Genomic DNA, 25,647 nt, shown 5'->3' with positions numbered 1-25,647 from the left:
GGTCGTCCACAGTGCACGGCGGAGCGCCGTGCACATGGGCGCGTGCCGGCGTTTCGCGGCCCGTGCCCGCGGCGTGTTCAATGGCCCCATGCCCGTACCGTCGCAGCCCGAGGTCGTCGTGCGCCGCTCCGCCCGCCGGCGCAAGACCGTGTCCGCCCACTGGAGCGAGGACACGGTGGTGCTTTCGGTCCCCCAGACGGCCACCCGGCGGGAGATCGAGCACTGGACCCGGGAGCTGGTGCCCCGGGTCGTGGAGCGCCGGCGCCGCGAGGCGGCCAAGGGCGCCGACCGGCGCTCCGACGACCACCTCCTGCAGCGCGCCCACGAGCTGTCGCGGCGACACCTCGACGGCCGCGCCCGGCCCTCGGACGTACGGTGGTCCGGGCGGCAGCACACCCGGTGGGGCTCCGCGACGCCGGCCACCGGCGTCATCCGGATCTCGGCGCAGCTCCAGCAGGCCCCGGAGTGGGTGCTCGACTTCGTGCTGGTGCACGAGCTCGCGCACCTGCTCGAGGCCGACCACAGTACCCGGTTCCGGGAGCTCGAGGCCCGCTACCCCCTCGCCGAGAAGGCCCGGGCGTTCCTGGACGGCGCCGCGTGGGCGCACCGGCACGCAGGACGCGCCGGCGCGGATCAGCGGGAGCCGTCCCCGTCCTGAGGCCCGTCGTCCTCCGGCCGCCCGGGACCGCCGCTCGTGCCGGGCCCGCCGTCCGCGCCGGGAGCAGGGTCCGTGGCCGGACCGCCGTCCGCGCCGGGCCCGCCGTCGGGGCCCTCGTAGCCGCCCGAGAGCAGCCGCTGGAGCGCGGCGTCGACCTCGTCCTCGGACGCGGTGAGCAGCCCGCGGCGCTCGGTGAAGCCCGCGGGGTCGTCCAGGTCCTCGTCGGTGGGCAGCAGCTCCGCGGCGTCCCACAGGCCGTCCCGGTCCTCCACCCCGCGACGCTCGCCGACGTACTCCCAGAACTGCGCGGCCTCGCGCAGCCGGCGCGGGCGCAGCTCGAGCCCCACGAGGGAGCCGAACGCGTGCTCGGCGGGCCCGCCGGCGGCGCGGCGCCGCCGGACGGTCTCGGACAGGGCCTCCCCGGAGGGCAGGTTGGCGGTCGAGGCGACGGTGACCACGTGCACCCAGCCCTCCACGAGGGCGAGCACCGTCTCGAGCCGCTTGAGGGTGACCTCCTGGTCCGGGGTCTGCTGCGGGGCGAAGATCCCGGAGGACAGGGCCTCCTGCATGCTCGAGGGATCCATCGGGTCGATGTCCCGGGCGGCCTCCTCGATGCGGGACATGTCGATGTGGATCCCCGCGGAGAAGCGCTTGACGAGGTCCAGGATGTGCTGGCGCAGCCACGGGTTCGCCGCGAACAGCCGGACGTGCGCCGCCTCCCGCACGGCGACGTAGAGCATGATCTCCTGCGCGGGGATGTCCAGGCCCTCGCCGAAGGCCCTGATGCTGGCGGGCAGCAGCCCGGAGCGGCCCTCCGCGAGCGGGAGGCCGATGTCGGTGGAGCACAGCACCTCGCGGGACAGGCCGCCGATGGCCTGGCCCAGCTGGATCCCGAACAGCATCCCGCCGGCGCCCGCGAGCATCCCCGAGGCCCCGCCCATCATGGCGGACAGCTCGGGGGGCAGCTGCTGGGTGAGGGCGTCGGTGAGCGCCTTCGTCACGGACTCCGCGACCGGGCCCGTCATGTCCTTCCAGGTCTCCTGGGTGGCCTCGATCCACTCCGCGCGGGACCACGCCTGGGGCCGGATCGAGGTCTGGCCGAACTCGGTGTGGTCGGCCAGCCACAGTTCGGCGAGGCGCATCGCGTCCTCGACCGCGCCGCGCTGGGCGGGGGTCACCGACGGGTCGCCGTCGGCGGCGGCGATCTGCCGCGCGTGGTCGTGGGCGAGCTTCCAGTTGACCGGTCCCTCGGACGCCCCGGCGCCCATCATGGACTGGATCTGCTGGAACATCATCGACATCGCCTGGGGGTCCACCGGCACGCCGGCGCGCTGGAGGTCCTCCGGGCTCATCCCGCTCTGCCCCATGAGGCGCTCGAGCATCTCCTGGAAGGGGTCCTTGGGGCCGTCGCCGGAGTCGTCGCCCGGGGTGTTCCCGGGGCGGTCGTTGGGAGGCTGGGGAGTCATGGGTCCACCGTTCTTCGATCGGGTCGGGGGATCGGGCGGCACGGGCGCGCCCGACGTCTCTGCTCCCAGCGTAGCGAGCACCGGACGGGGCCGACCATGAGCCAACTCCCAGTTCGCTGGAAGCTCAGGGCCGGGTCGCGCGCGATAAGCTGGACCGTCCGGACCGTGCGGCCTCACAGCCTCCGGTCCCTCCGACGACGACGCCGAGGACCGCCCGTGACCGCATCCCCCCGCCCGCGCCGCGCCCTGCGCCGCCGCGGTCTCGAGTCCTGGGCGCTGCTGGGCTCCGCCGGGCTGCTGCTGGCCGGGGCGGTGCTGCCCGCCCCGTTCGTGATCGAGGCTCCCGGGCCCACGTTCAACACGGTGGGGGAGCACGACGGCCGGCAGCTGCTGGGGGTCTCCGGCGCCCCGACCTACCCGAGCGACTCCGTCCTGGACCTGACCACGGTCTACGTGACCGGCGGGCCCAACAAGAACGTCAACGTGCTCACCGTGCTCGGGTCCTGGCTGGACCCGTCCGCCTCCGTGGTGCCGGCCGACACCCTCTACCCCCGGGACGTGTCGGGGGAGGAGGCCGACCAGTACAGCATGGCGGCGATGAGCAGCTCGCAGGAGGACTCGGTCGCCGCCGCGCTGACGCACCTGGGCCAGGACTTCAGCACCCGGCTCTCCGTGCAGGACACGGTCCCGGGCGGCCCCGCGGAGGGGGTGCTCGAGCACGGCGACGTCCTGCGCGGCGTGGACGGGGAGCCCGTTTCGTCGCTGCCGTCCCTCAAGTCGGCTCTCGACGCGGCGGGGGAGCGCGGCGTCACCCTGCAGGTCGAGCGGGCCGGGTCGCCGCGCGACGTCGAGGTGGACACCGTGCGCGACGAGGCGTCGGGGAACTGGCAGCTCGGCGTGTTCCTGCTGGCCGCCTACGACTTCCCGATCGACGTGGCGTTCGAGCTCGACGAGGTCGGCGGGCCCAGCGCGGGGCTGATGTTCGCTCTGGGGATCGTCGACGAGATGACCCCGGGCTCGATCGCCGGGGACCGGCACGTGGCCGGCACCGGCACCATCACCCCGGAGGGGGAGGTGGGGCCCATCGGCGGCATCCGGCAGAAGCTCGAGGGGGCCGCGGCGGCCGGGGCGGAGGTCTTCCTCGCCCCGGCGGACAACTGCGCCGAGGCGCAGGGCCACGTCCCCGAGGGGCTGACGGTCGTGTCCGTGCGCACCCTCGACGACGCCGTGGCCGCCGCCGAGGCCGCCGGGAGCGGCGGGGACCTCTCCGCGCTGCCGGGGTGCGCCGCCCGATGACGGGCGCCGTGTGCACGATTGCACCCCCGAGAAGCCCGCGGGCAGAATGGACGGGGTGCCCCGGCGACCCGCCGGCGGCGCTCCTCCTCGACGCAGGCAGCACCCCACGACTTCACGCACCACACCTGACGAACGACCCCGATTGCAGAGGTAACCAGTGACCGCCGGACCCACAGCCCCCCGACCACCGAGGCAGCAGCCAGCAGGACAGCGGCGGAAACGGGGTGCGCTGTGGCCGACGGTCGTGGTCGTCCTGGTCCTCGTGGCCGCCTTCGTGGGACTGACGCAGCTCTACACGGACGTGCTGTGGTACGACCAGCTGGGCTACCTCAGCGTGTTCGTCACCGAGAACGTCACGAAGATCGTGATCTTCGTGGTCGCCGCCGTGCTCGTGGCGGCGCTGATGTTCGCCAGCCTCTTCCTCGCCTACCGCAGCCGGCCCATCACGGCCGAGTCCATCGTGGACGACAACCTGCGCCGCTACCAGGAGGCCCTCGAGCCGGTCCGCAAGATCGTCATCGTGGTGGTGCCCGTGCTCTTCGGGCTCTTCGCGGCGAGCACGGCGATGACCCAGTGGGACACCGTGCTGCTGTTCCTCAACCAGGAGCCGTTCGGCCAGGAGGACCCGCAGTTCGGCCTCGACATCGGCTTCTACGTCTTCACCCTCCCGTTCCTGCGCTTCCTCATCGGGTTCCTGGTCTCGGCGATCCTGCTGGCCGGCGTGGCGGGGATCCTGATGCACTACGTCTACGGCGGCATCCGGATCACCGAGCGGGGGCTCAGCACCACCCGGGCGTCCCGTGTGCACCTGGGGGTGCTGGCCGCGCTGTTCCTGCTGCTCCAGGCCGCGAACTTCTGGCTGGACCGGTACTCCACGCTGCAGTCCACGTCCGGGACGTGGACCGGCGCGCTGTACACCGACGTCAACGCCGTGATCCCCACCAAGGCGATCCTGGCGGCGGCCGCGCTGATCGTCGCGATCCTGTTCGTCGTCGCGTCCTTCATCGGCCGCTGGCGGCTGCCGATCATCGGCACCGCCATGCTGCTCGTGGTCGCGGTGGTGGCAGGCGGGATCTACCCGTGGATCGTCCAGCGCTTCCAGGTCACGCCCACCGAGCAGGCCCTGGAGAGCCAGTACATCCAGCGCAACATCGACCTCACCCGGTCGGCCTACGGGCTGGACGCGGCCGAGGTCATGCCGTACGACGCCACCACGGAGACCGAGCAGGGCGCCCTGCGCCAGGACACCGAGACCACCTCGAACATCCGTCTGCTGGACCCCAACGTGGTCTCGGCGGCGTTCTCGCAGCTGCAGCAGTTCCGCCCCTACTACCAGTTCCCGGACACCCTCAACGTGGACCGCTACGAGATCGACGGCGAGGTCCAGGACACCGTCATCGCCACGCGTGAGCTGAACCCCGACCAGAACCAGGGGTGGTTCAACCAGCACGTGGTCTACACCCACGGCTACGGCGTGGTCGCCGCCTACGGCAACCGGGTCGAGGTGGACGGCAAGCCGCAGTTCATGCAGTCCGGCATCCCGTCCCGGGGCGTGATCTCGGACGACTACGAGCCGCGCATCTACTTCGGCGAGAACTCCCCGCTGTACTCCATCGTGGGCGGCGCCGAGGGCGACGAGCCCCTCGAGCTGGACCGCCCGCAGACGGCCGGCGACGAGGCCGGCGACGCCAAGACGACGTTCGCCGGCAACGGCGGGCCCAGCATCGGCAACTTCTTCAACCGGCTCGCCTACGGCATCAAGTTCCAGTCCTCGGACATGCTGCTCTCGGACGCCGTGCGCCCGGAGTCGCAGATCCTCTACGACCGGGACCCGCGCGAGCGGATCGAGAAGGTCGCCCCGTACCTGACGGTCGACGGCGCCCCGTACCCGGCCATCATCGACGGTCAGGTCCAGTGGATCGTGGACGCCTACACCACCTCGGACGCCTTCCCGTACTCGACGCCGTCGGTGCTGCAGGAGGCGACGCAGGACACGCAGACCGCCCAGGGCGCCGCGGCGGCCCTGCCGCCGGAGCGGGTCAACTACATCCGCAACTCGGTCAAGGCCACGGTCAACGCCTACGACGGCTCGGTGAACCTGTACGCGTGGGACGACCAGGACCCGGTGCTGAAGGCGTGGCAGAACGTCTTCCCGAGCACGCTCAAGCCCTACTCCGAGATGTCGGCGGAGCTCATGGCGCACGTGCGCTACCCGCAGGACATGTTCAAGGTCCAGCGGGAGCTGCTCAACCGCTACCACGTCACGGACTCCGGCAGCTTCTACCAGAACGACGACGTGTGGTCCGTGCCCAACGACCCGACGCAGGACTCGGACGTGGCGCTGCCCCCGTACTACCTGTCGATGCGGATGCCCGGTGAGGAGGAGGCCAACTTCTCGCTCACCACCTCCTTCATCCCGCAGCAGTCGGAGACGGGCAACACCCGCAACGTGATGTACGGGTACCTCTCCGCCAACTCCGACGCCGGCACCGGCGAGGACGGCGTGAAGAGCGACGAGTACGGGACGCTGCGCCTCCTGGAGCTGCCGCGCTCGTCCGTGGTGCCCGGCCCGGGCCAGGCGCAGAACCTGTTCAACTCGGACACCGACGTCTCCACGGAGCTGAACCTGCTCCGCCAGGGCGCCTCCGAGGTCATCAACGGCAACCTGCTCACCCTGCCCGCGGGCGGCGGCATGCTCTACGTGCAGCCCGTCTACGTCCAGTCCTCGGGCGACGCCGCGTACCCGACGCTGCGGCGCGTGCTCGTCGGCTTCGGCGAGGAGGTGGGCTTCGCGCCGACCCTCGAGGAGGCCCTCGACGAGGTCTTCCAGGGCGACTCCGGGGCCCAGACGTCGTCCGGTGCGGGCGTCGACGAGGCGGAGGCCGGGAGCCCGGACGGCGCCGGCGAGGACGGGGCCGAGGCCCCGGCCGGCGGCGCCAGCCTCGAGGACGCCCTCAGCGACGCCAACCAGGCGATCCAGGAGTCCGAGGAGGCCCTGCAGGACGGCGACTGGACGTCCTACGGCGAGGCCCAGCAGCGGCTGCAGGACGCCATCGAGCGGGCGCTCGAGGCGGACGGCGTCGTCGCCCCCGAGGCGGAGGGCGCCCTGGCCCCCGAGGAGCCGGCCGAGCAGCCCGCCGAGTAGCCGATTTGCGGGTCCACCCCGCGGCACGTATAGTCATACATGTCGCCGCGGGGTGGAGCAGTTCGGTAGCTCGCTGGGCTCATAACCCAGAGGTCGCAAGTTCAAATCTTGCCCCCGCAACCACAGAAGGCCCCCGGACCGTCACGGTCCGGGGGCCTTCGCCTTGCCCGGAGGACCCCGGCCGGGAAGGAGCCCCCACGGCCGCAGCCGTGGGGGCTCTTCCGTGCCCGGGGACGGGGCGGGGTCAGACCTCTTCGGAGGAGACGATCCGCTCGGCGTTGCGGGACTTCAGGGCGGCGAGCCGGGCCTCGATCTCCGACTGCTGGCCCAGGGACTCGAGGGACTCGAACTGCGCGTCCAGGGAGGACGCGGCGAGCTCCTGCTGGCCCAGGACACGGGCCTCCTCGCGGCGGATCTTGTCCTCGAAGCGGGAGACCTCGCTCGTCGGGTCGAGCACGTCGAAGGCCTTGAGCGCGTCCTGGACCTGCGACTGCGCCTGCGCGGTCTTCTGCCGGGCGTTGAGCTCGTCCCGCTTGTTGGACAGCTCCTGGAGCTTGCCCCGCATCTTGTTGAGCCCGTCCTTGAGCTTCTCCACGACCTGGGTCTGGGACTGGATCTGCGGTTCGGCGCCGCGCGCCTCCGTCTCGTACTGGATCTGGCGCTGGAGGGCGACCTTGGCGAGGTTGTCGAACTTCTCGGCCTCGGAGGACTTGCCGGCGCCCCGGTACTCCTCGGCCTTGTTCGAGGCCGCGAGGGCCTTGTTGCCCCACTCCTGGGACTCGCGCACGTCCTCCGCGTGGTCCTGCTCGAGCAGGCGCAGGCTGCCGATGGTCTGCGCGACGGCGGCCTCGGCCTCGCGGATGTTCTCGGTGTAGTCGCGCACCATCTGGTCCAGCATGAGCTGGGGGTCCTCGGCGGCGTCGATCATGCCGTTGATGTTGGCCTTCGCGAGCTGGGCGATGCGGCCGAAGATGGACTGCTTGATCATGGTTCCTTCTCTCCTCTGGTGCTTCCCGGGAGGGGCTCCCGGGATCATGGGTCGGTCGGGGACGGTGGGTCGGTCAGGGGTCACGGGGTGGACGAGGGTCAGAGGGGCGGCGGTGCGCGGTGCCCGTCCGGCGGCGGGCGCCCGTCGGCGCGGATCAGAAGCTGCCGCCGATGCCGCCGCCGAAGCCTCCGCCGCCACCGCCGAACCCGCCGCCGAAGCTGCCGCCGAATCCGCCGCCGCCACCGCCGAAGCCCCCGCCGCCGTTGAGGATCGAGCCGAGGAGGATGCCGCCGAGCATCGCGCCGCCCAGACCGCTGTTGGAGCGGCCCCGGTGGCCGCCCATCCCCACGGGCGTGCCGAAGCCGCCGTAGGAGAAGGAGTCGACGTCCTGCTGGGCGATGTACTGGGCCTCGCCGGCGAGCCGGACGGCCTCGTTGGCGCAGGTCAGCGCCTCGGAGGGGTCCGACTTCCGGGCCTGCTGGGCGGCCTCCAGGTAGCGCTCGGCCTCCGCGAGGCGGGTGCGGGCCTCCGGGCCGACACCGCCGCGGCGGGCCCAGATGTACTCGCTCGCCGAACTCAGCTGGGCCTGCGCGGAGACGAGGGTGTGGGCGAGGGTCTCCCGCGCGGAGCGGTCCCGGTCGTTCTGGGAGCGCACCGACGCGAGCCCCTTGTCGAGCTCGTCCTTGGCCACTGCCAGACGCCGGCTCAGGCCGAGCGGGTCGATCCGCCCCGCGCCCATCTGCTCCTCGACGGTGCGCAGGACGGCGCCGACGCCGGCGACGGCCCCGGCGAGCTCCGGGTTGGAGCCGCGCCGGACGAGGGCGTCCGCCTCGGCGACGTCCCGCTGGGCGATGGTCACGGCGTCCTTGAGGGACTCCTCGGCGTGGGCGAGCTCGGTGGCCGCGTGCTCCACGGCGTCGAGCAGGCCCCCGGCCTGCCCCACGCCCTCCTCGGCGGCGCGGATGTCCAGCACGGCGTCGCTCGTGCGCCCGGCGGCGAGGTCGGTGCGGGCCTCCTCCACGGCGGTGTCCACGAAGTCGAGCCGGTCCCGGGCCTGGTCGATGTTGTCCTTGACGGGGGCGAGCGCCGTGTCGTTGTAGCGGGCGGTGAGCTCCCGCAGCCGGGCGTCGGCCGTGCCGAAGCGGGGGCGCACGGCCTCGGCCTGGCGCCGCACCTCCTCGAGCGCCTGCGGGGCGCGGGACTCCAGCCGGCGCAGCGAGCTGAACGCCTCCTGGTGCTCCTGGAGCGGGCGCTGGGCGTCCTGGGAGCGGGCGATGATCTCGCCGAGCCAGGCGCGCTGCTGCTCCTCGGTGTCGGGGATGTGGTCCTCGAGCTGCTGCTGGAGGGCGAAGGAGGCCTGCATGTGCTTCTTGGCGTCCTGGACGGCGCGGCGGAACGGCTCGACCTGCTCGTCCCCGTACTGCAGCTGGGCGAAGGCCAGCTCCTGCTCGGAGTGCTGGATGGCGTTGTCGGTGGACACCAGCAGCTCCCCGGCCCGCTTGCGCAGCTCCGGCACCGGGACCTCCTGGTAGGGGCCGGCGGGACCCTGCGGAGCGCCTCGGCCGCCGGGCCCGCTTTGCGGGGCGGACCCCTGCTGCCGGCGCTTCTTGTTGCGGGAGGCCATGCCGTAGACGGCGATCCCGCCGAGGCCGAGCGCCCCGAGACCGAGCAGGCCGAAGCCCGCGCCGCCCCCGTCCGAGCTCTCCCCGGTCCCGGCGGGGGCGCCGGAGAGCTCGGTCTCGATGCCCTCGACGGCCCCCTCGACCGCGCCGTCCCAGTCGTCGGCCGCGAGCGCCGGGGTGATGAACTGCCGGTTGATGCGCTCTTGCTGCTCGGTGCTGAGGGGCCCCGTGGAGTACGCGGAGAAGCGCTGCTGCCGGTCCTCCGTGGCGACGACCAGCACCGCGTCCGAGCTGCCGAGCCCGTTGAGCTCGGCGAACTCCTGCAGCCACTCGTCGGGATCCGAGGGGTCGGTGAAGGTGTCGACGAACACGGCGGTGAGGGTGATCCCCTCCTGGGTGGCGAGCTCGCGCACGTCCGCGGCCAGCGCGGAGGGATCCTCCAGCACCCCGGACTCGTCGACGATCCGCTCGCCCGGGGGCACGTCGACGGGCGGCTGGGCGAGAGCCGCTCCCGCGGGTACGAACAGGGCGAGCGTCAGGCCGCAGCCGGCGGCGGTCCGGCGGGCAATGGGGCGCCAGTGCATGATCTCCCTCACGTGGTCGGTGCTCCCGATTCTAGGGCGAGGGCGTCACGGCGTGGCGATCGGCGCCGGACCTACGCGCAGGGCGAAACCACAAGGCGGCTGATGACCTGCGGGCGGGCCCCGGCGGTCCCCGGCCGCCGTCCGGGCGGCGCCCGGGGAACGGCCAGGGCTCTCAGCGTCGTCTCAGTGCGGACGTGGATACTTGGGGACAGAGCCGCCCGTGCCACCCCGTCCGCACCGGGAACCGCCGGGCCCGTCCGTTTCCAGGAGGAGACCCCCATGTCCGAGCCCCGCGACCCGCGGTACGGTGCCGATCCACAGCTCACGCAGCCCCTCCCGCCCGTCTACGGCCGTCCGGCCCACGACCCGTGGGCGTCCGGCGTCGAGCAGGACGCGCGCGCCGGCCACGGGGCACCGCAGGCCGGCGGCCAGGACGCGGGCCCCTACGCCGGGGCGTGGCAGGGCGCCGGGGACCCCGCCGCCCGGCACCCGTGGGGGAACGGCACCGGGGGCCGCCGGGAGCGGCGGCGCTTCTCGGGGGGATCGCTCGTGACGGGCATGGTCCTGGCCGCACTGGTGGGGGCGGGGGCGGCCGTCGGGACGGACGCCCTGCTGGACGGCGGCGGCGCGGCACCGGCGGCGGGCGGGTCGACGTCCAGCTCGGTCATCGTCAACGACCAGGACGAGGTGAACGCGGTCACCGCGGCGGCCGTGAAGGCGTCCCCGTCCGTGGTGACGATCTCCGCGTCCGGCGGCGGTCAGAACGGCTCCGGCTCGGGGGTGATCATCGACGACGAGGGCCACATCCTCACCAACACGCACGTGGTGACCCTCGACGGGACCACGAGCAGCCCCTCCCTCGAGGTGCAGCTCGACGACGGCAGGGTGCTGCCGGCCGAGGTGGTCGGCACCGACCCGCTGTCCGACCTCGCGGTGCTCAAGGTCGACGCCCAGGGGCTGACCCCGGCGACCCTGGGCTCCCTGGACGACGTGAACGTGGGCGACACGGCCATCGCGATCGGCGCGCCGCTGGGCCTCGCGGGCACGGTGACCGACGGGATCGTCTCCACCCTCAACCGGACCATCACGGTGGCCTCCTCCGCCGCGCCGTCCACGCCGTCGGAGGGCGACGGCGAGGGCGAGGAGCAGGGCGACGGCAACGACTTCTTCTTCAACTTCCCCGACGAGGACGGCGGCTCCGGCGGCCGCTCGCAGGGATCCTCGCCGTCGGTGTTCCTCAACGTGATCCAGACCGACGCGGCCATCAACCCCGGCAACTCCGGCGGGCCGCTGATCGACACGGACGGCGAGGTGATCGGGATCAACGTGGCCATCGCCTCGGCCGGTTCCGGCACGGAGGCCGGCAACATCGGCGTGGGCTTCTCGATCCCCGTCGACACCGCCCAGCGGGTGGCCGTGGAGATCATCAACAACGGCCGGGCCACGCACGGCTACCTCGGCACGAGCGTGAGCGCCGCCCCGGGCGCGGACGGCCGGAGCCGGGCCTTCTCCGACGGCGCCGCGGTGGAGCAGGTCGTGCCCGGCTCGCCGGCCGACGAGGCCGGACTGGAGGTGGGCGACGTGATCACGGAGTTCGACGGCCACCGCATCCAGGACGCGAGCTCCCTGACGGCGGCCGTGCGCGAGCTGCCCGCCGGTGGGACCGGGACGATGACGTTCGTGCGGGACGGCGAGGAGCGCACCGCGGACGTGACGGTCGGGGACGCCGAGGAGCAGCAGTGAGCGGCCGGCCCCGGCGGGCGGCCGGTCGCCGGGGCTAGCTCCCGGCGCCCGCGAAGCCCAGCTGGCGCCAGGCCTCGTAGACGGCGATGGACGCCGAGTTCGCGAGGTTCAGCGACCTCCGGGCCGGCAGCATGGGGATGCGGACCCGCGCGGTGACGTGCGGGTCAGCCTTCACCGCGGCGGGCAGGCCCACCGACTCGGGTCCGAACAGCAGCACGTCCCCGGGGCGGTAGGCCACGTCCGTGTGCGAGACCTCGCCGTCGGTGGTGAACGCCCAGACCCGTTCCGGGGCCAGGGCGGCCCAGGCCGCGTCCAGGTCCGGGTGGACGGTCAGCACCGCGAGGTCGTGGTAGTCGAGGCCGGCCCGGCGCAGGTGCGCGGAGCCGAAGTCGAAGCCCAGCGGCTCCACGAGGTGCAGCTCGGCCCCGGTGACCGCGGCGAGGCGGATCGCGTTGCCGGTGTTGCCCGGGATCTCGGGGGTGTGGAAGAGGATGCGGAGCATGGCCGCCAGTCTACGGACGCCGGACGCACGCCCGGGCCGGGGCCCTAGACTGGAGTCCGTGCCGCACGAGCCCGTCTACCTCGACCACGCCGCCACCGCGCCCCTCCGGCCCTCCGCGCTCGCCGCGGTCGCCGAGCAGCTGGCCCGCGGCGGCAACCCGTCCTCGCTGCACCGCCCCGGCCGCGCGGCGCGCGCCGTCGTCGAGCAGGCCCGCGAGGACGTCGCCGCGGCCCTGGGCGCGGAGCCCGTCGAGGTGGTCTTCACCTCCGGGGGCACCGAGGCCGACAACCTGGCCGTCCAGGGCCTGTACCGGCACCGGCGGGAGCAGGACCCCCGCCGCCGCCGCGTCCTCGTCTCCGCGGTGGAGCACGCCGCGGTGTCCGACACCGTCGAGTGGCTGGCCGCCCACGAGGGCGCCGAGGCCGTCTGGCTGCCCGTCGACGCGGCCGGCCGCGTGGACCCGGCCGCCGTGCGGGAGGAACTGGCCCGCGACCCGGGCGCCACCGCGCTGCTGGCCGTCATGTGGGCCAACAACGAGGTGGGCGCCGTCCAGCCCGTCGCGGAGATCGCCGCCCTCGCGGAGGAGTTCGGGGTCCCCTTCCACTGCGACGCCGTGCAGGCCTTCGGCGCGCTGCCCGTCGACGCGCACCTGCCGGGGCTCACCACGCTGGCCGTCTCGGCCCACAAGGTGGGCGGACCGGTGGGTGCCGGGGCCCTCGTGGCCGGGCGCACGGTGGGGCTGGCGCCCGTCCAGCACGGGGGCGGGCAGGAGCGCACGGTGCGCTCCGGCACCCTCGACGCCGCCGCGCTCGCCGGCTTCGGGGTTGCGGCCCGTGAGGCCGCCGCGGAGCGGGAGACCGAGCAGGAGCGGCTCGCGGGCCTGCGCGACCGGCTGGTTGAGGGCGTGCGCCGGATCGTGCCGGACGCCGTGCTGCGCGGACCGGAGGACCGGGAGCACACGGGCGCCCGGCTGCCCGGCAACGCCCACTTCACCTTCCCCGGGTGCGAGGGCGACTCCCTCCTGTTCCTGCTGGACGGCGCCGGGATCGCCTCCTCCACCGGCTCGGCCTGCCACGCCGGGGTGCCCCGCGCGTCCTCCGTGCTGCTGGCCATGGGCCTGGACGAGGCCACCGCGCGCGGTGCGCAGCGCTTCAGCCTGGGCCGCACGAGCACGGGCGCCGACGTCGACGCCCTGCTCGCCGCGCTGCCCGAGGTCCACCGGCGGGCGCTGCGCGCCGGGCTCTCCGGCGCGGCGCCCGTCTGAGCCAGCAACGGTCGACCCCGCGCCGGTCCGATCCCGCGCCGGTCCGATCCCGCACCGGCGGGGCCCGCGGGACCCGCCCCGCCGCGGCCCGGGAATACCGGCCGGCCGCGCCCCGTTGACGCCACGGACCACGACCCCGACCCCTGGAGACGATCTCACCGTGCGAGTACTGGCAGCCATGAGCGGCGGCGTCGACTCGGCCGTGGCGGCGGCCCGCGCCGTCGACGCCGGCCACGACGTGACGGGCGTGCACCTGGCCCTCTCGCGCACGCCCGGCACCCTGCGCACCGGCTCCCGGGGGTGCTGCACGATCGAGGACTCCCGGGACGCCTGGCGCGCCGCCGACGTCCTGGGCATCCCATACTACGTGTGGGACTTCTCCGAGCGCTTCCAGGCCGACGTCGTCGACGACTTCGTCGCGGAGTACGCGGCCGGACGCACGCCCAACCCGTGCCTGCGGTGCAACGAGAAGATCAAGTTCGCCGCCCTGCTCGAGAAGGCCCTCGCCCTGGGCTTCGACGCCGTGTGCACCGGGCACTACGCCAAGGTGGTCGAGGACCCCGCCGGCGGCCGGGAGCTGCACCGCGCGGCGGACTGGGCGAAGGACCAGTCCTACGTCCTCGGCGTCCTCACGGCCGAGCAGCTCGAGCACGTGCTGCTCCCGCTGGCCGACACCCCGTCCAAGGCCGAGGTGCGGGCCGAGGCCGCCCGCCGCGGGCTGTCCGTGGCGAGCAAGCCCGACTCCCACGACATCTGCTTCATCCCCGACGGCGACACCCGCGGCTGGCTCGCGGAGCGCATCAAGATGACCGAGGGCGAGATCAAGGACGTCGAGGGCAACGTGGTCGGCACCCACTCCGGCGCCAACGCGTTCACGGTGGGCCAGCGCAAGGGCCTGCGCATCGGCACCCCGGCCCCCGACGGCAAGCCGCGCTTCGTCCTGGAGATCCGGCCGCGGACCAACGAGGTCGTGGTGGGCCCGCAGGCGATGCTGGCGGTCGACGAGCTGCGCGGGATCCGCCCCTCCTGGGCCGGGGCGCCCGTGCCCGAGGCGGCGCCGCTCCTGCGGCCCGGGGCCGCGGCCGGGGCGGCGTCGGCCCCGTTCCCCGTCCTCGCCCAGGTCCGGGCGCACGGGGACCCCGTCCCCGCCCGGGCCCACCTCGAGCTCGTCGAGGGGGACGGCGGCCCGCTGCCCGAGCTCGTGGTCCGGCTCGAGGAGCCGATGCGCGGCGTGGCCCCCGGACAGTCGGTCGTGCTCTACCAGGGCACCCGGGTCCTCGGCCAGGCCACGGTCGACCGCGCCCACTCGCTGGCCCGCCCCGACGTCCCGGGTGGTGCGGGCCGGCCCGATCCCGCCCGATAGACTGGCGGCCATGACCGCACCGCACCACCACGCCTCCGCCGACGTCCGGGCCCACCAGGACTTCGACGCCACCGCGTCCTCGCTCCAGGAGCAGGCCGACCCCCGCGTGCTCGCCGAGCTGCAGTCCATCCGCGGCACCATCGACAACATCGACGCGGCCCTGGTGCACCTGCTCGCCGAGCGGTTCAAGGCGACCCAGCGCGTCGGCGTCCTCAAGGCGACCCACGGCCTGCCCGCCGGTGACCCGGACCGCGAGGCCGCCCAGATCGGCCGCCTCCGGGCGCTCGCGGCCTCCGCACAGCTCGACCCCGAGTTCGCGGAGAAGTTCCTGAACTTCATCATCAGCGAGGTCATCCGCCACCACGTGGCCCTCTCCGAGGACCACCGGCGGCAGGACGACGACCGCCCGTGACCCGCAGCGCCCCGCCCGGCCCCCGGCGCACCGACCCCGACGTCCCCGGCGTCGTGGGCACGGCCCTCGGCGCGATGCCGGGCACGGACGTCGTCGAGTCCGTCACGCTGCTGCGCGGCGAGCTCGGGGCCCCGCACATCTCGTTCCTGCCCGTCCTGCCCGCCCGCGGTGCGGCCGCCGACCCCGTGGCCCGCACCGCCGCGGTGCTCGACGACCTGTACGCGGACCGGCAGCCCCACGGGCTGCGCGTCTCCGGGGTGCCCGGCAAGGACTCCCGGTCCGCCCGGGCGCTGCTGGCCGGCGACGTCAACGTGCTCGCCGACGTGATCGGCGCCGAGAGCGGCCCCGACGACGCCCCGGTCAAGACCCAGCTCATCGGCCCGCTCAGCCTGGCCGCCCGGCTCCACCTGCACGCGGGGGAGCGGGCGCTCAAGGACCACGGCGCCCGCCGCGACATCGCGGACTCCCTGGCCTCCGGCGTCCTCGAGCACGTCCGCGCGGTGCGCGCCGCGGCCCCCGGTCGGGACGTCCTCGTCCAGCTGGACGAGCCCGAGCTCGCCCGGGTGCTCGCGGGCGGCCTGCCCACGATGAGCGGCTACCGGACGCTGCGCGCGGTCCCCGCCGCGGAGGCACGGCGCTCGCTCACCGCCGTCGTCGAGGCCTGCCGGTCGGCCGGCGCCGCCGGCGTCACCCTGCGGCTGCCGCCCGGGGTCGACCCCCGGCTCGCCCGGGAGACCGGCGCGGACGCCGTGCAGGTCCCGGCCCCCGCCGGCACCGTCCACGACTGGGAGCCGCTCGCCGCGCTCGTCGAGGACGGCATGCAGCTGTGGCTGGGCCTCGTCCCCGCGGCCGGCGGCACGGCCCGCGCCCTCGCCGCGGACGTGTGGTCCGTGTGGCGGGACCTCGGGCTGCCCGCCGCCGCCCTCGACCGGGTCCGGATCACACCGCGCGAGGAGCTCGACGCCCTGGGCCCCGCCGAGCTGCGCGAGGTCCTCGCGCGGGTCACCGGAACCGCCTCCGCGCTGGCCCGGACCGCCGCCGACGCGTGAGCCCGTCCCACCCGGTGGACCGACACACTCCGCGCCGAGGTGCGGGGCGGGCCGCAATCGGCCACAATGCAGGTGGACCCCGGTCCACCACGACGCCCAGGACACCCTGGCCACGACGCCCCGGACGCCCCGGGCCACGGCGGCCCCCGCCCCGGCGGGCCCGCCCCACACCACCGGAGAGGCGATGAACGCGCGAATACTGGTCGTCGACGACGACGCCGCCCTGTCGGAGATGATCGGGATCGTCCTGACCGCGGAGGGCTTCGAGCCCGTCTTCTGCTACGACGGTGCCACCGCCGTGGACACCTTCCGGGCCGTGCGCCCGGACCTGCTGCTGCTCGACCTCATGCTCCCGGGCAAGGACGGTATCCAGGTCTGCCGCGAGATCCGCACGATCTCCGACGTCCCGGTCGTCATGCTCACCGCCAAGTCGGACACCGTCGACGTGGTCCGCGGTCTGGAGGCCGGGGCCGACGACTACGTGCCCAAGCCCTTCAAGCCCGCTGAGCTCGTGGCCCGGGTCAAGGCCCGGCTGCGCCCCGTGGAGCGCGCCAACTCGCAGGAGCTGCGGATCGGCGACCTCACCATCGACGTGAGCGGGCACAGCGTGCACCGCGGGGACCACGAGATCGGTCTCACCCCGCTCGAGTTCGACCTGCTCACCGCCCTGGCGCGCGCACCGCACCAGGTGTTCTCGCGCGAGATGCTGCTCCGCGACGTCTGGGGCTACCAGCACGCCGCCGACACGCGGCTCGTCAACGTCCACGTGCAGCGGCTGCGCTCCAAGATCGAGCGGGATCCGGAGAGCCCCGAGATCGTGGTCACCGTGCGCGGAGTCGGCTACAAGGCGGGCACGTCCGCCCGATGACCCCGCCGGACGCCGCCGCCTCCTCCCGGCGCCGCGGACCGGCCGGCGCCGCGACCCGGCGGCTGCGGCTGGGGCGGCTCCTGCTGGCCCGCCGGTGGCGGCAGTCCCTGCAGTTCCGGGCCATCGCCGTGTCCCTCTCCCTGACCGCGCTGGCCTTCTTCGTCACGGGCAGCTTCCTCTCCCACCAGATCGCGGACCGGCTGTTCTCGGAACGGCTGGACCAGGTCCTCGCCTCGGCCACCGCGGACTTCGAGCAGGTGCAGGCCAGCTTCGACGCCTCGGACGCCTCCGACCGCGACGAGCTGCAGGCGCTCGTGGCCTCGACCCTCGGCTCGCTCTCGGTCGACGGCGCGGAGACGGAGCGCTGGATCCTGCTCCCGATGGACTTCACGAGCGGGCAGACCCTCATCCCGGCGCAGAGCCAGAGCCCCTGGATGACCTCGAGCACCGTGCCGCCGGAGCTGCAGGAGCGGCTCGCGGAGCAGGACGGCGTGTTCTGGCAGCCCGCCTCGGTCCGGGTCACGGAGAACGGGGAGGAGGCCCCCGTCATCGTCGTCGGCACGGTGGTGGACCTCTACCAGAACAGCCGCTACGGGCTCTACCTCGTCTACGACTTCTCCGAGCCGCAGCGCACCCTCGACGCGATGCACGCGGTGCTGCTGCTGTCGGTGGTCGTCCTGCTGCTGCTCGTGGGCGCGATCGTCTGGTACGTCACCCGCGAAGTGGTCCGCCCCGTGTCCAGCACCGCCCGCGTGGCCGAGCAGCTCGCGGACGGCGACCTGGGCGTGCGGATGCCCGTCAGCGGCTCGCACGAGGTCGCCCGTCTCGCCCGGTCCTTCAACCGCATGGCGGACAGCCTGCAGGACCAGATCACCCAGCTCGAGCAGCTCTCCTCGATGCAGCAGACCTTCGTCTCGGACGTCTCCCACGAGCTGCGCACCCCGCTGACCACGGTGCGGATGGCGGCCGAGGTGCTCTTCAACGCCCGCGAGGACTTCGACCCCGTCAACCGCCGCTCCGCCGAGCTGCTCTACCACCAGGTGGACCGCTTCGACGCTCTGCTGGCCGACCTGCTGGAGATCTCCCGCTTCGACGCGGGGGCGGCGCGGCTCGAGGTGGCCAGCGTCGAGCTGTTCTCGGTCGTGCACGACGTCGTGGAGGCCGCCGCCCCGCTCGCCGTCTCGTCCGGCTCCACGGTGCGGGTGCGCTCGGAGCTGTCCCGCTGCACCGTCCAGGGGGACCAGCGGCGGATCGAGCGGATCCTGCGCAACCTCGTGGTCAACGCCCTCGAGCACGGGGAGGGCCGGCCCATCGACATCGTGGTGGGGGCCTCCGAGGTGGCCGCGGCGGTGGCGGTGCGCGACCACGGCATCGGGATGACCGAGGAGGAGGCCGCCAAGGCGTTCAACCGCTTCTGGCGCGCTGACCCGGCCCGGGCCCGCACGACCGGCGGGACGGGGCTGGGCCTCGCGATCGCCACCGAGGACACGCGGCTGCACGGCGGGCGGCTCGACGTCTGGGGCGCCCCGGGGGAGGGCGCGTGCTTCCGGCTCACCCTGCCCCGGACCCGCGGACGGCGGCTCGTGCCCGACGACGAGAGCCCGCTCGGTCTGCCGCCCGACGCCGACGCGTACCCGGAGACCGCGGTGGTGACCAGGACGGGGACCCTGGCCCTGGCCACCGCGGCCGCGGCGGAGCCGGCGCCCCCCGCCGCGGCCCAGCCGACCGACGTCGAGGAGGACCGGTCATGAGCAGGACCCGGCGGCAGACCCGCACGGCAGCACTGGCCCTGGCCGCGGCCGTGGCGCTCGGCGGCTGCGGAGCCATTCCCCGGACGGGACCCGTGCACCGGCACGCGGAGCCCACCCGGTCCGCGGTCCAGCCGAGCTACGACGTCGAGCCGGCCGGCCCCCGCGAGGGCGCGACGCCGGAGCAGATCGTGCGGGGCTTCCTCGCGGCCGGGACGGGCGTGGCCGACGACTACTCCGTGGCCCGCGAGTACCTCACCCCCGAGCTCGCGGGCACCTGGCACCCCGACGCGCGCACCCTCGTGCACCGGGGCGACGCCGTGCCCGTGCCCCGGCTCGAGGACAACGAGTACCGGGTGAACCTCGAGGTGGACAGCGTGGTGGACGGCAGCGGCGTGATCGAGCGCAAGCCGGCGGGCGCCACCGAGGTGCTCGACTTCGACGTGGTCCAGGTGGACGGCCAGTGGCGGATCTCCGACGCCCCCGACGCCACGGCGCTCACTCCGGCCGACTTCGAGGACATCTTCGAGCCCCACCACCTCTACTTCGCGGACGAGGACCTGTCCAACGTGGTGGTCGACCCCCGCTGGTTCCCGGACCGGGTGCCCGTCTCGACGTCGATCGTGCGGGCCCTGCTCGGCGGCCCCGCGCCCTACCTCCGGGGGGCCGTGACCTCGGCGTTCCCGCCGGGCACCACGCTCGCCCGCTCGGCGGTGCCCGTGCGGGACGGCACCGCCACGGTGGAGCTCAGCGTGCCCGAGTTCGACCCGGCGAACATCGAGATCAACCGCCGGATGCACGACCAGCTCGCGCTGAGCCTCCGGTCGCTGACCGCGGTGAACGACGTGGAGCTGCTCGTCGAGGGGGCGCCCGTGGAGCTGGGCGCGGGGTGGACGGACGCCGCGCCCGTCCAGGACGTCACCGTCCCGTCCCGCCAGGTCGGGCTGCGCGAGGGCGACCTCGTGTTCTACCAGGGCGGCCAGACCGAGAACGTGGACGGGATCCCGCCGCTGGACGGCCACCACCCGTCCAGCCCCGCGATGGACGCCGCCGCCGAGCACTTCGCGTTCGTGGACACGGGCACCGGCTCGCTCGTGACCGTGGCGCGGGAGGAGGAGCCCGTGGAGCAGTTCAGCGGGACCGGCCTGACCCGACCGAGCTTCGACGAGCACGGGTGGGTGTGGACCGGGGACTCCGCCGGGACCATCCGGGCCGTGCGCGCCGTCCCGGGCGCCGGGAGCCCGGTCCGCGTCGAGGCCTCGTGGCTCGCCGCGCGGACCGTGACGTCCCTGCGGGTCTCGCGCGGGGGCACCCGGGCGCTCGTCGTCACCGAGGACGAAGGGGTCTCCCAGATCTGGCTGACCGGTGTGGTGCGCGAGCCAGACGGCACGCCCCGCCGGCTCAACGAGCCGTTCCGGGTGGCCGCGGACGTCGACGCGGACGCGGCCCTGTGGCTCAGCGACCGCGAGTTCGTCGCGGCCCCGCTCGGCGGCACCGGCTCCGTCCGGCCCCGCGTCTACGACGTGTCCGGGCGCTTCCGCGAGCTGCCCGGCATCGAGGGCCTCACCGGGCTCAGCGGGGGCAACGGCACGTCCTCCGTCTACGCCGTGGCCGGCGGCACGCTGCACATGCTCACCGGCAACGCCTGGGCGCCGCAGAGCGAGGACGTCCTGGACACGGCGTTCGCCGGCTGACCACCCGCCGGGCCCGACCGCGGTCCACAGCCCCGGCCGTCCGGATCCCCGGCCGCACCCCGGCCGGGCCGTCCGGCACGGGCCAGGATGGCCGCATGCCCGCGACCCCGCCCACCGCCCGCGCCCTCGACCGGGCGGCCGCCCGCGCCCTCGACCGGCTGGCCGAGGCCGCCGAGGTGCTCCTGCCCGTGGAGTGCGCCGTGTGCCGCGCCCCGGGCACCGCGCTGTGCCGTGCCTGCCGCCTGGTGCTGCGCCGGTCCTGCGCCCGCCCCTTCGAGGCGTCCTCGGCCGCACCTCTGCTCGACCCGCCGCTGTCCGTCGTCGCCGCCGGCCGCTACGCCCACGGACTCGCCACCTGTCTGCTCGCGCTCAAGAGCACCGGGCGCACCGACCTGGTCCCCGTGCTCGCCGCCTGCCTGGCCACGGCCCTGCACGCGGCCGCCCCAGGCTGGCCGGCGGGGCCCGTGCTGCTCGTCCCGGTGCCCACCAGCCCCGCGGCCCTGCGGCGGCGCTGGTTCGACCCCGTGCGGCTGCTGCTCGAGGACTGCGCGCGCCGCGGCGCGCTCCCTGCCGGCACGCTCGTCAGCCGCGGGCTGCGGCACCGGGCGGCCGGGGCCTCGCTGACCGGGCCGGCGCAGAAGCGGCTGGGCACCGCGGGCCGGCGGGCCCGCCCCGCGGGGTCCATGCGGGCCGCCGCGGCCCCCGGCGCCCGGTGCGTCGTCGTCGACGACGTGCTCACCACGGGGGCGACCCTCGGCGAGGCGGCCCGCGCACTGCGGGCCGGCGGGGCCGAGGTGCTCGGGGCGGTGGTGCTCGCCGCCGTGCGGCCGCCGGCAGTTCCGCTCACCGCTGATCCGGGTCCGGCCCGGCCGGGTGAATATCCCGTGTGATTCAACTAACGTTGAGTCACGGGACGCAACAATCCTCCCGGGTGGGCGGCCCCATCCGCCCACGTCACCCCCGAGATTTGGAGGGCATCATGGAACTGAACGTCATGGGGCGCAACGTCGCCGTACCGGAGCGGTTCAAGGAGTACGCCGCCGAGAAGGTCGTCAAGTTCGAGGAGCTGGGCGAGAAGGTCCAGCGCATTGATGTCAAGGTCACCAAGGACCACGCGCTGCCCGGCCACCAGGGGATGGGCGTGGAGATCACGGTCTCCGGACGCGGCCCCGTCCTGCGGGCCGAGGCGCGCGGCGACGACAAGTTCGCCGCCTTCGACGAGGCCTACAGCAAGCTCCTCGAGCGCCTTCGCCGGGCCCGCGACCGCCGCAAGGTGCACCGCGGCGCCCACCGTCCCACGGCCGTTCACGAGGCCACCGGCGCCCTGCCCGTGGTCCCCAGTTCCGGGCCCATCTACACCACCGCCGCGGAGCTCGCGATCGCCGAGCAGGAGGCGTTCGACCAGAGCGTGAGCCTCACCGACGCGGTCACCCCCGTCGAGATCCGGCGCAAGCGGTTCCCGGCCTCCGAGCTGAGCGTCGACGAGGCCGTCGACCACATGGAGCTCGTCGGCCACGACTTCTACCTCTTCGTCGACAAGGAGACCGGCGAGCCCTCCGCGGTCTACCGCCGCAAGGGCTGGAGCTACGGCGTCATCAGCCTGAGCGAGAACGGCGAGGAGTCCGAGGAGAGCGTCCGGGCCTACCAGCCCGAGCCCGCCGGCTGACCCCACCCCGTGACGGCGGGCCCGTCCGGCTGGGTGCCGGCCGGGTCCCGCCCCGGAAGAGCCCGGTGGTCGCGGCCACCGGGCTCGTCCGCGCCCGGAGACCGGCACCGGCTCCCGTAGACTGGAGCGGGTGCCGGACACCCCCCCATCAGTCCCAGCACGGCAGTCGAACACGAGGAGCGTGTGCACGTGGCGTCATTCCTGGAGAAAGTCCTCAGGACCGGAGACAAGAAGGTCCTGACGAGGCTGCGGTCCTACACGACCGCCATCAACAGCCTCGAGGACGGCTTCCGGGAGCTCAGCGACGCGGAGCTGCGCGCCGAGACGGACGCGTTCCGCGCCCGGGTCGCCGACGGCGAGTCCCTGGACCGGCTGCTGCCCGAGGCCTTCGCCGTGGTCCGGGAGGCCGCGTCCCGCACCCTGGGCCAGCGCCACTACGACGTCCAGCTCATGGGCGGCGCCGCCCTGCACCTCGGGAACATCGCCGAGATGAAGACCGGCGAGGGCAAGACCCTCGTGGCGACGGCCCCCGCCTACCTCAACGCCCTCTCCGGCAAGGGTGTCCACGTCGTCACCGTGAACGACTACCTGGCCGAGTACCAGGCCAACCTCATGGGGCGCGTCTACCGGTTCCTGGGCATGGAGACCGGCGTGGTGCTGGCCAACCAGGACCCGGCGACCCGCCGCCAGCAGTACGTCGCCGACATCACGTACGGGACGAACAACGAGTTCGGCTTCGACTACCTCCGCGACAACATGGCGTGGAGCCCCGACGAGCTCGTGCAGCGCGGCCACAGCTTCGCGATCGTCGACGAGGTGGACTCCATCCTCATCGACGAGGCCCGCACCCCGCTGATCATCTCCGGGCCCGCCTCCGGCGAGGCCAACCGGTGGTACACCGAGTTCGGCCGCCTCGTGCAGCGGCTCGACGCGGGCACCGACTACGAGGTGGACGAGAAGAAGCGCACCGTTGGCGTGCTCGAGTCCGGGATCGAGAAGGTCGAGGACTGGCTCGGCATCGACAACCTCTACGAGGCCCAGAACACCCCGCTCATCGGCTTCCTCAACAACGCCATCAAGGCGAAGGAGCTCTTCCGCGCCAACAAGGACTACGTGGTGCTCAAGGGCGAGGTCATGATCGTCGACGAGCACACCGGGCGCATCCTCGCCGGCCGACGCTACAACGAGGGCATGCACCAGGCCATCGAGGCGAAGGAGGGGGTCGAGATCAAGGCGGAGAACCAGACCCTCGCCACGGTCACCCTGCAGAACTACTTCCGCCTCTACGAGAAGCTCGCGGGCATGACCGGCACCGCCGAGACCGAGGCCGCGGAGTTCATGAACACCTACGGGCTGGGCGTCGTGTCCATCGAGACGCACCGCCCCCTCGTCCGCATCGACCGCCCCGACCTCGTCTACAAGAACGAGGTCGCGAAGTTCGCCGCGGTGGTCAAGGACATCGAGGAGCGGCACGCGAAGGGCCAGCCGGTCCTCGTGGGCACCGTGTCGGTCGAGAAGAGCGAGTACCTCTCCAAGCTGCTCGCCCAGCGCGGCGTCCGCCACGAGGTCCTCAACGCGAAGAACCACGCCCGGGAGGCCGCGATCGTCGCGCAGGCCGGCCGCAAGGGCGCGGTGACCGTGGCCACCAACATGGCCGGCCGCGGCACCGACATCATGCTCGGCGGCAACGCCGAGTTCAACGCCGTGGACCGGATGCGGGAGAAGGGCCTGGACCCGCAGCGGGACGCGGAGGAGTACGAGCGCGTGTGGCCGGACGTGGTGGCCGGCTGCGAGGAGGAGACCCGCGCCGAGCACCAGGAGGTGGTCGACGTCGGCGGTCTCTACGTCCTGGGCACGGAGCGCCACGAGTCGCGGCGCATCGACAACCAGCTGCGCGGGCGCTCCGGGCGGCAGGGGGACCCGGGCGAGTCCCGCTTCTACCTCTCCCTCGCGGACGACCTCATGCGGCTGTTCAACGCCGGTGCCGCCCAGCGGCTCATGGCGGGGGCGCCGGACGACACCGCGCTCGAGCACAAGATCGTCTCCCGCGCCATCGCCTCCGCGCAGAGCCAGGTCGAGGGGCGCAACGCCGAGCAGCGCAAGAACGTCCTCAAGTACGACGACGTCCTCAACCGCCAGCGCGAGGCGGTCTACCGCGACCGCCGCCGGGTCCTCGAGGGCGACGACCTCCAGGAGCAGATCGTCCAGTTCGTCGACGAGGTGGTCACCTCCACGGTCCAGGACCGCACGGCGGTCGGCCACCCCGAGGACTGGGACCTCGACGGCCTGTGGGAGTCCCTGCGCACCATCTACCCCGTGACCCTGTCGGTCGACGAGGTCGTGGAGGAGGCCGGGGGCCGCACGCGGCTCACGGCGGAGTTCCTGCGCGAGCAGATCCTCTCGGACGCCCGCCTCGTCTACGACCAGCGGGAGGAGGAGGTGGGCGCGGAGGCCATGCGCAACCTGGAGCGGCGCGTGCTGCTGTCGGTCATCGGGCGCAAGTGGCCCGAGCACCTCTACGAGATGGACTACCTCAAGGAGGGCATCGGCCTGCGGGCGATGGCCCAGCGCGACCCGCTCGTGGAGTACCAGCGCGAGGGCTACGCGATGTTCCAGGAGATGATGGGCGCGATCCGCGAGGAGACGGTCTCGACCCTGTACCGGATGGAGATCCGCCGCCAGCGCGTGGGCGCCGACGGCGGGCCCGTCGACCTGCAGATCCCGCGCCAGCCCGGCTTCCTGCAGTACACCGCGCCCGCCGAGACCGGCGGCACGCAGACCCGCACGGAGCCCACCGCGGCGGGCCGCGGCGAGGACGACGCGGACGCCGCCGAGGTCTCCGCCAACCGGGCCGGGCGCCGGGCCCGTGCCCGGGCCGCCAGCGCCGAGTCCGCGGAGGGCTGAGCCCGCCGAGGACAGGTTCCTCCCCAGGCTGAGTCCGCCGGGGGCTGAGCCTGCCGGGGACTCGGTCCGCCGGGGTCGAACGCGCCGGGGCGGGGAGGCGGGGTCAGCCGACCTCGAGCTGCGTCACGCTCCAGCCCCGCCCCAGCCGCTCCACCCGCATGGCCACGGCCCGGCTGCGCCTCGGCTCGACCACCACCAGGGCCACCTCGTAGACCCCGCGGCCCACCCGGCAGACCCGGCACCTGCGCACGTGGGGGTTCCGGTGCAGCTCCTGCAGCGCGGCCTTGCCCTCGAACTGCTCCTGGAGCAGCCGGAGCATGTCGGCGCGCTGCTGGAAGCGCTCCACGATCTCCGGGGTGGTCCAGCGGCCCAGCTGTGCCGCCGGCCGGCTCCCGCCCAGCACCTCCACGGCCGCCTGGCCGATGGAACGGGCCAGGGCCGTCACCCGGCCCAGCTCGTCCTCGGCGTCGTGGCCCAGCACACGCGTGGCGCCCCACGTGTAGCCGCCGGGGGCCGTGGGCGGCGCCGGGCGCCCCCGGCGGGCGGGGGGCCCGGCCGCCGGGCGTCCGCGCTCGGGCGCGAGCGGACGGGCAACGGGGTCGGAACCGGCGGTGGGTGCGTTCATGACGGGCCTCCTGGGAACGGTGCTGCGGTGGGTCGATGGTGGGGTGCCGC

The 25,647-nt window shown here is 74.1% G+C and carries 19 protein-coding genes and 1 tRNA gene; 15 read left to right on the top strand and 5 right to left on the bottom strand.

Features of this window, described 5'->3' with window-relative positions:
* The first annotated feature begins 88 nt into the window (after positions 1 to 88).
* Entirely contained in the window at positions 89 to 658 is a 570-nt protein-coding gene (locus E7Z53_RS08950) for a M48 metallopeptidase family protein (RefSeq protein ID WP_255219485.1), read from the top strand.
* Here the strand turns inward: E7Z53_RS08950 and E7Z53_RS08945 are convergent.
* The gene (locus E7Z53_RS08945) at positions 634 to 2,124 is read right to left on the bottom strand and encodes a zinc-dependent metalloprotease (protein ID WP_109222093.1); all 1,491 of its coding nucleotides are present in this window, start codon (positions 2,122 to 2,124) and stop codon (positions 634 to 636) included. The two genes, E7Z53_RS08950 and E7Z53_RS08945, sit on opposite strands and share 25 nt — an antisense overlap.
* Positions 2,125 to 2,340: 216 nt before the next feature.
* Between E7Z53_RS08945 and E7Z53_RS08940 the strand changes: the two genes are divergently transcribed.
* The 3 genes from E7Z53_RS08940 (at position 2,341) to E7Z53_RS08930 (ending at position 6,688) form a co-directional block, all read left to right on the top strand.
* Positions 2,341 to 3,420, top strand: a complete 1,080-nt coding sequence (locus tag E7Z53_RS08940; protein ID WP_109222094.1) for a YlbL family protein — start codon at positions 2,341 to 2,343, stop codon at positions 3,418 to 3,420.
* A 157-nt stretch (positions 3,421 to 3,577) separates the two neighbouring features.
* A complete protein-coding gene (locus tag E7Z53_RS08935; protein ID WP_031283016.1) occupies positions 3,578 to 6,565 on the top strand; it encodes a UPF0182 family membrane protein in 2,988 nt (995 codons plus the stop codon).
* Between the two features lie 46 nt (positions 6,566 to 6,611).
* Positions 6,612 to 6,688, top strand: a tRNA-Met gene (locus E7Z53_RS08930).
* A 121-nt stretch (positions 6,689 to 6,809) separates the two neighbouring features.
* Here the strand turns inward: E7Z53_RS08930 and E7Z53_RS08925 are convergent.
* Together E7Z53_RS08925 and E7Z53_RS08920 are read right to left on the bottom strand one after the other, a co-directional pair.
* Positions 6,810 to 7,553 carry a PspA/IM30 family protein gene (locus E7Z53_RS08925; RefSeq protein WP_017833616.1) on the bottom strand — a complete coding sequence of 248 codons (744 nt, stop codon included), beginning with the start codon at positions 7,551 to 7,553 and terminating at the stop codon, positions 6,810 to 6,812.
* A 154-nt stretch (positions 7,554 to 7,707) separates the two neighbouring features.
* Positions 7,708 to 9,759, bottom strand: a complete 2,052-nt coding sequence (locus E7Z53_RS08920; protein ID WP_176337621.1) for a TPM domain-containing protein — start codon at positions 9,757 to 9,759, stop codon at positions 7,708 to 7,710.
* 279 nt (positions 9,760 to 10,038) lie between these two features.
* On the opposite strand from E7Z53_RS08920, the gene E7Z53_RS08915 reads away from it, so the two are divergent.
* On the top strand, positions 10,039 to 11,502 hold the full coding sequence (locus E7Z53_RS08915; protein ID WP_176337620.1) for a S1C family serine protease: 1,464 nt from the start codon (positions 10,039 to 10,041) through the stop codon (positions 11,500 to 11,502).
* A gap of 34 nt (positions 11,503 to 11,536) precedes the next feature.
* On the opposite strand, the gene E7Z53_RS08910 is transcribed toward E7Z53_RS08915, so the two are convergent.
* Positions 11,537 to 12,004, bottom strand: a complete 468-nt coding sequence (locus E7Z53_RS08910) for a tRNA (cytidine(34)-2'-O)-methyltransferase (RefSeq protein ID WP_017833618.1) — start codon at positions 12,002 to 12,004, stop codon at positions 11,537 to 11,539.
* Positions 12,005 to 12,062: 58 nt separating this feature from the next.
* Here E7Z53_RS08910 and E7Z53_RS08905 point away from each other — a divergent pair, with 58 nt between their 5' ends.
* The 10 genes from E7Z53_RS08905 to secA all read left to right on the top strand — a co-directional run bounded on the left by E7Z53_RS08905 (position 12,063) and on the right by secA (position 24,972).
* Positions 12,063 to 13,268: a cysteine desulfurase family protein gene (locus E7Z53_RS08905; RefSeq protein ID WP_176337619.1), complete on the top strand. Its 1,206-nt coding sequence runs from the start codon at positions 12,063 to 12,065 to the stop codon at positions 13,266 to 13,268.
* Positions 13,269 to 13,428: 160 nt separating this feature from the next.
* Positions 13,429 to 14,631, top strand: coding sequence for a tRNA 2-thiouridine(34) synthase MnmA (gene mnmA, locus E7Z53_RS08900; protein ID WP_176337618.1), 1,203 nt, complete (start codon positions 13,429 to 13,431; stop codon positions 14,629 to 14,631).
* Positions 14,632 to 14,641: 10 nt separating this feature from the next.
* The gene (locus E7Z53_RS08895) at positions 14,642 to 15,043 is read left to right on the top strand and encodes a chorismate mutase (protein ID WP_176337617.1); all 402 of its coding nucleotides are present in this window, start codon (positions 14,642 to 14,644) and stop codon (positions 15,041 to 15,043) included.
* The gene (locus E7Z53_RS08890) at positions 15,040 to 16,092 is read left to right on the top strand and encodes a hypothetical protein (RefSeq protein ID WP_368827654.1); all 1,053 of its coding nucleotides are present in this window, start codon (positions 15,040 to 15,042) and stop codon (positions 16,090 to 16,092) included. Before E7Z53_RS08895 ends, E7Z53_RS08890 begins: the two co-directional genes overlap by 4 nt.
* Before the next feature lie 184 nt (positions 16,093 to 16,276).
* The gene (gene mtrA, locus E7Z53_RS08885; RefSeq protein WP_017833623.1) at positions 16,277 to 16,960 is read left to right on the top strand and encodes an MtrAB system response regulator MtrA; all 684 of its coding nucleotides are present in this window, start codon (positions 16,277 to 16,279) and stop codon (positions 16,958 to 16,960) included.
* Positions 16,957 to 18,711: an MtrAB system histidine kinase MtrB gene (gene mtrB, locus E7Z53_RS08880; RefSeq protein WP_176337616.1), complete on the top strand. Its 1,755-nt coding sequence runs from the start codon at positions 16,957 to 16,959 to the stop codon at positions 18,709 to 18,711. Before mtrA ends, mtrB begins: the two co-directional genes overlap by 4 nt.
* On the top strand, positions 18,708 to 20,402 hold the full coding sequence (locus E7Z53_RS08875) for an LpqB family beta-propeller domain-containing protein (RefSeq protein WP_176337615.1): 1,695 nt from the start codon (positions 18,708 to 18,710) through the stop codon (positions 20,400 to 20,402). The genes mtrB and E7Z53_RS08875 overlap by 4 nt, the downstream gene beginning before the upstream one ends.
* A gap of 95 nt (positions 20,403 to 20,497) precedes the next feature.
* Positions 20,498 to 21,292, top strand: a complete 795-nt coding sequence (locus E7Z53_RS08870) for a ComF family protein (RefSeq protein WP_176337614.1) — start codon at positions 20,498 to 20,500, stop codon at positions 21,290 to 21,292.
* Between the two features lie 89 nt (positions 21,293 to 21,381).
* Positions 21,382 to 22,068 (top strand): ribosome hibernation-promoting factor, HPF/YfiA family, encoded by a 687-nt coding sequence (gene hpf / locus E7Z53_RS08865; protein ID WP_176337613.1) that lies wholly within the window; start codon positions 21,382 to 21,384, stop codon positions 22,066 to 22,068.
* Between the two features lie 189 nt (positions 22,069 to 22,257).
* Positions 22,258 to 24,972, top strand: a complete 2,715-nt coding sequence (gene secA, locus E7Z53_RS08860) for a preprotein translocase subunit SecA (RefSeq protein ID WP_035927569.1) — start codon at positions 22,258 to 22,260, stop codon at positions 24,970 to 24,972.
* 103 nt (positions 24,973 to 25,075) lie between these two features.
* On the opposite strand, the gene E7Z53_RS08855 is transcribed toward secA, so the two are convergent.
* Complete coding sequence (locus E7Z53_RS08855) at positions 25,076 to 25,597, bottom strand: Rv3235 family protein (protein ID WP_035927346.1); 522 nt, start codon at positions 25,595 to 25,597, stop codon at positions 25,076 to 25,078.
* Positions 25,598 to 25,647 lie beyond the last annotated feature (50 nt).

The sequence above is a fragment of the Kocuria salina genome, from assembly GCF_013368965.1.
GTDB classification, from domain to species: domain Bacteria; phylum Actinomycetota; class Actinomycetes; order Actinomycetales; family Micrococcaceae; genus Kocuria; species Kocuria rosea.
The sequence above is the reverse complement of the archived record's forward strand: the minus strand, read 5'-3'. Positions and strand labels throughout refer to the sequence as shown.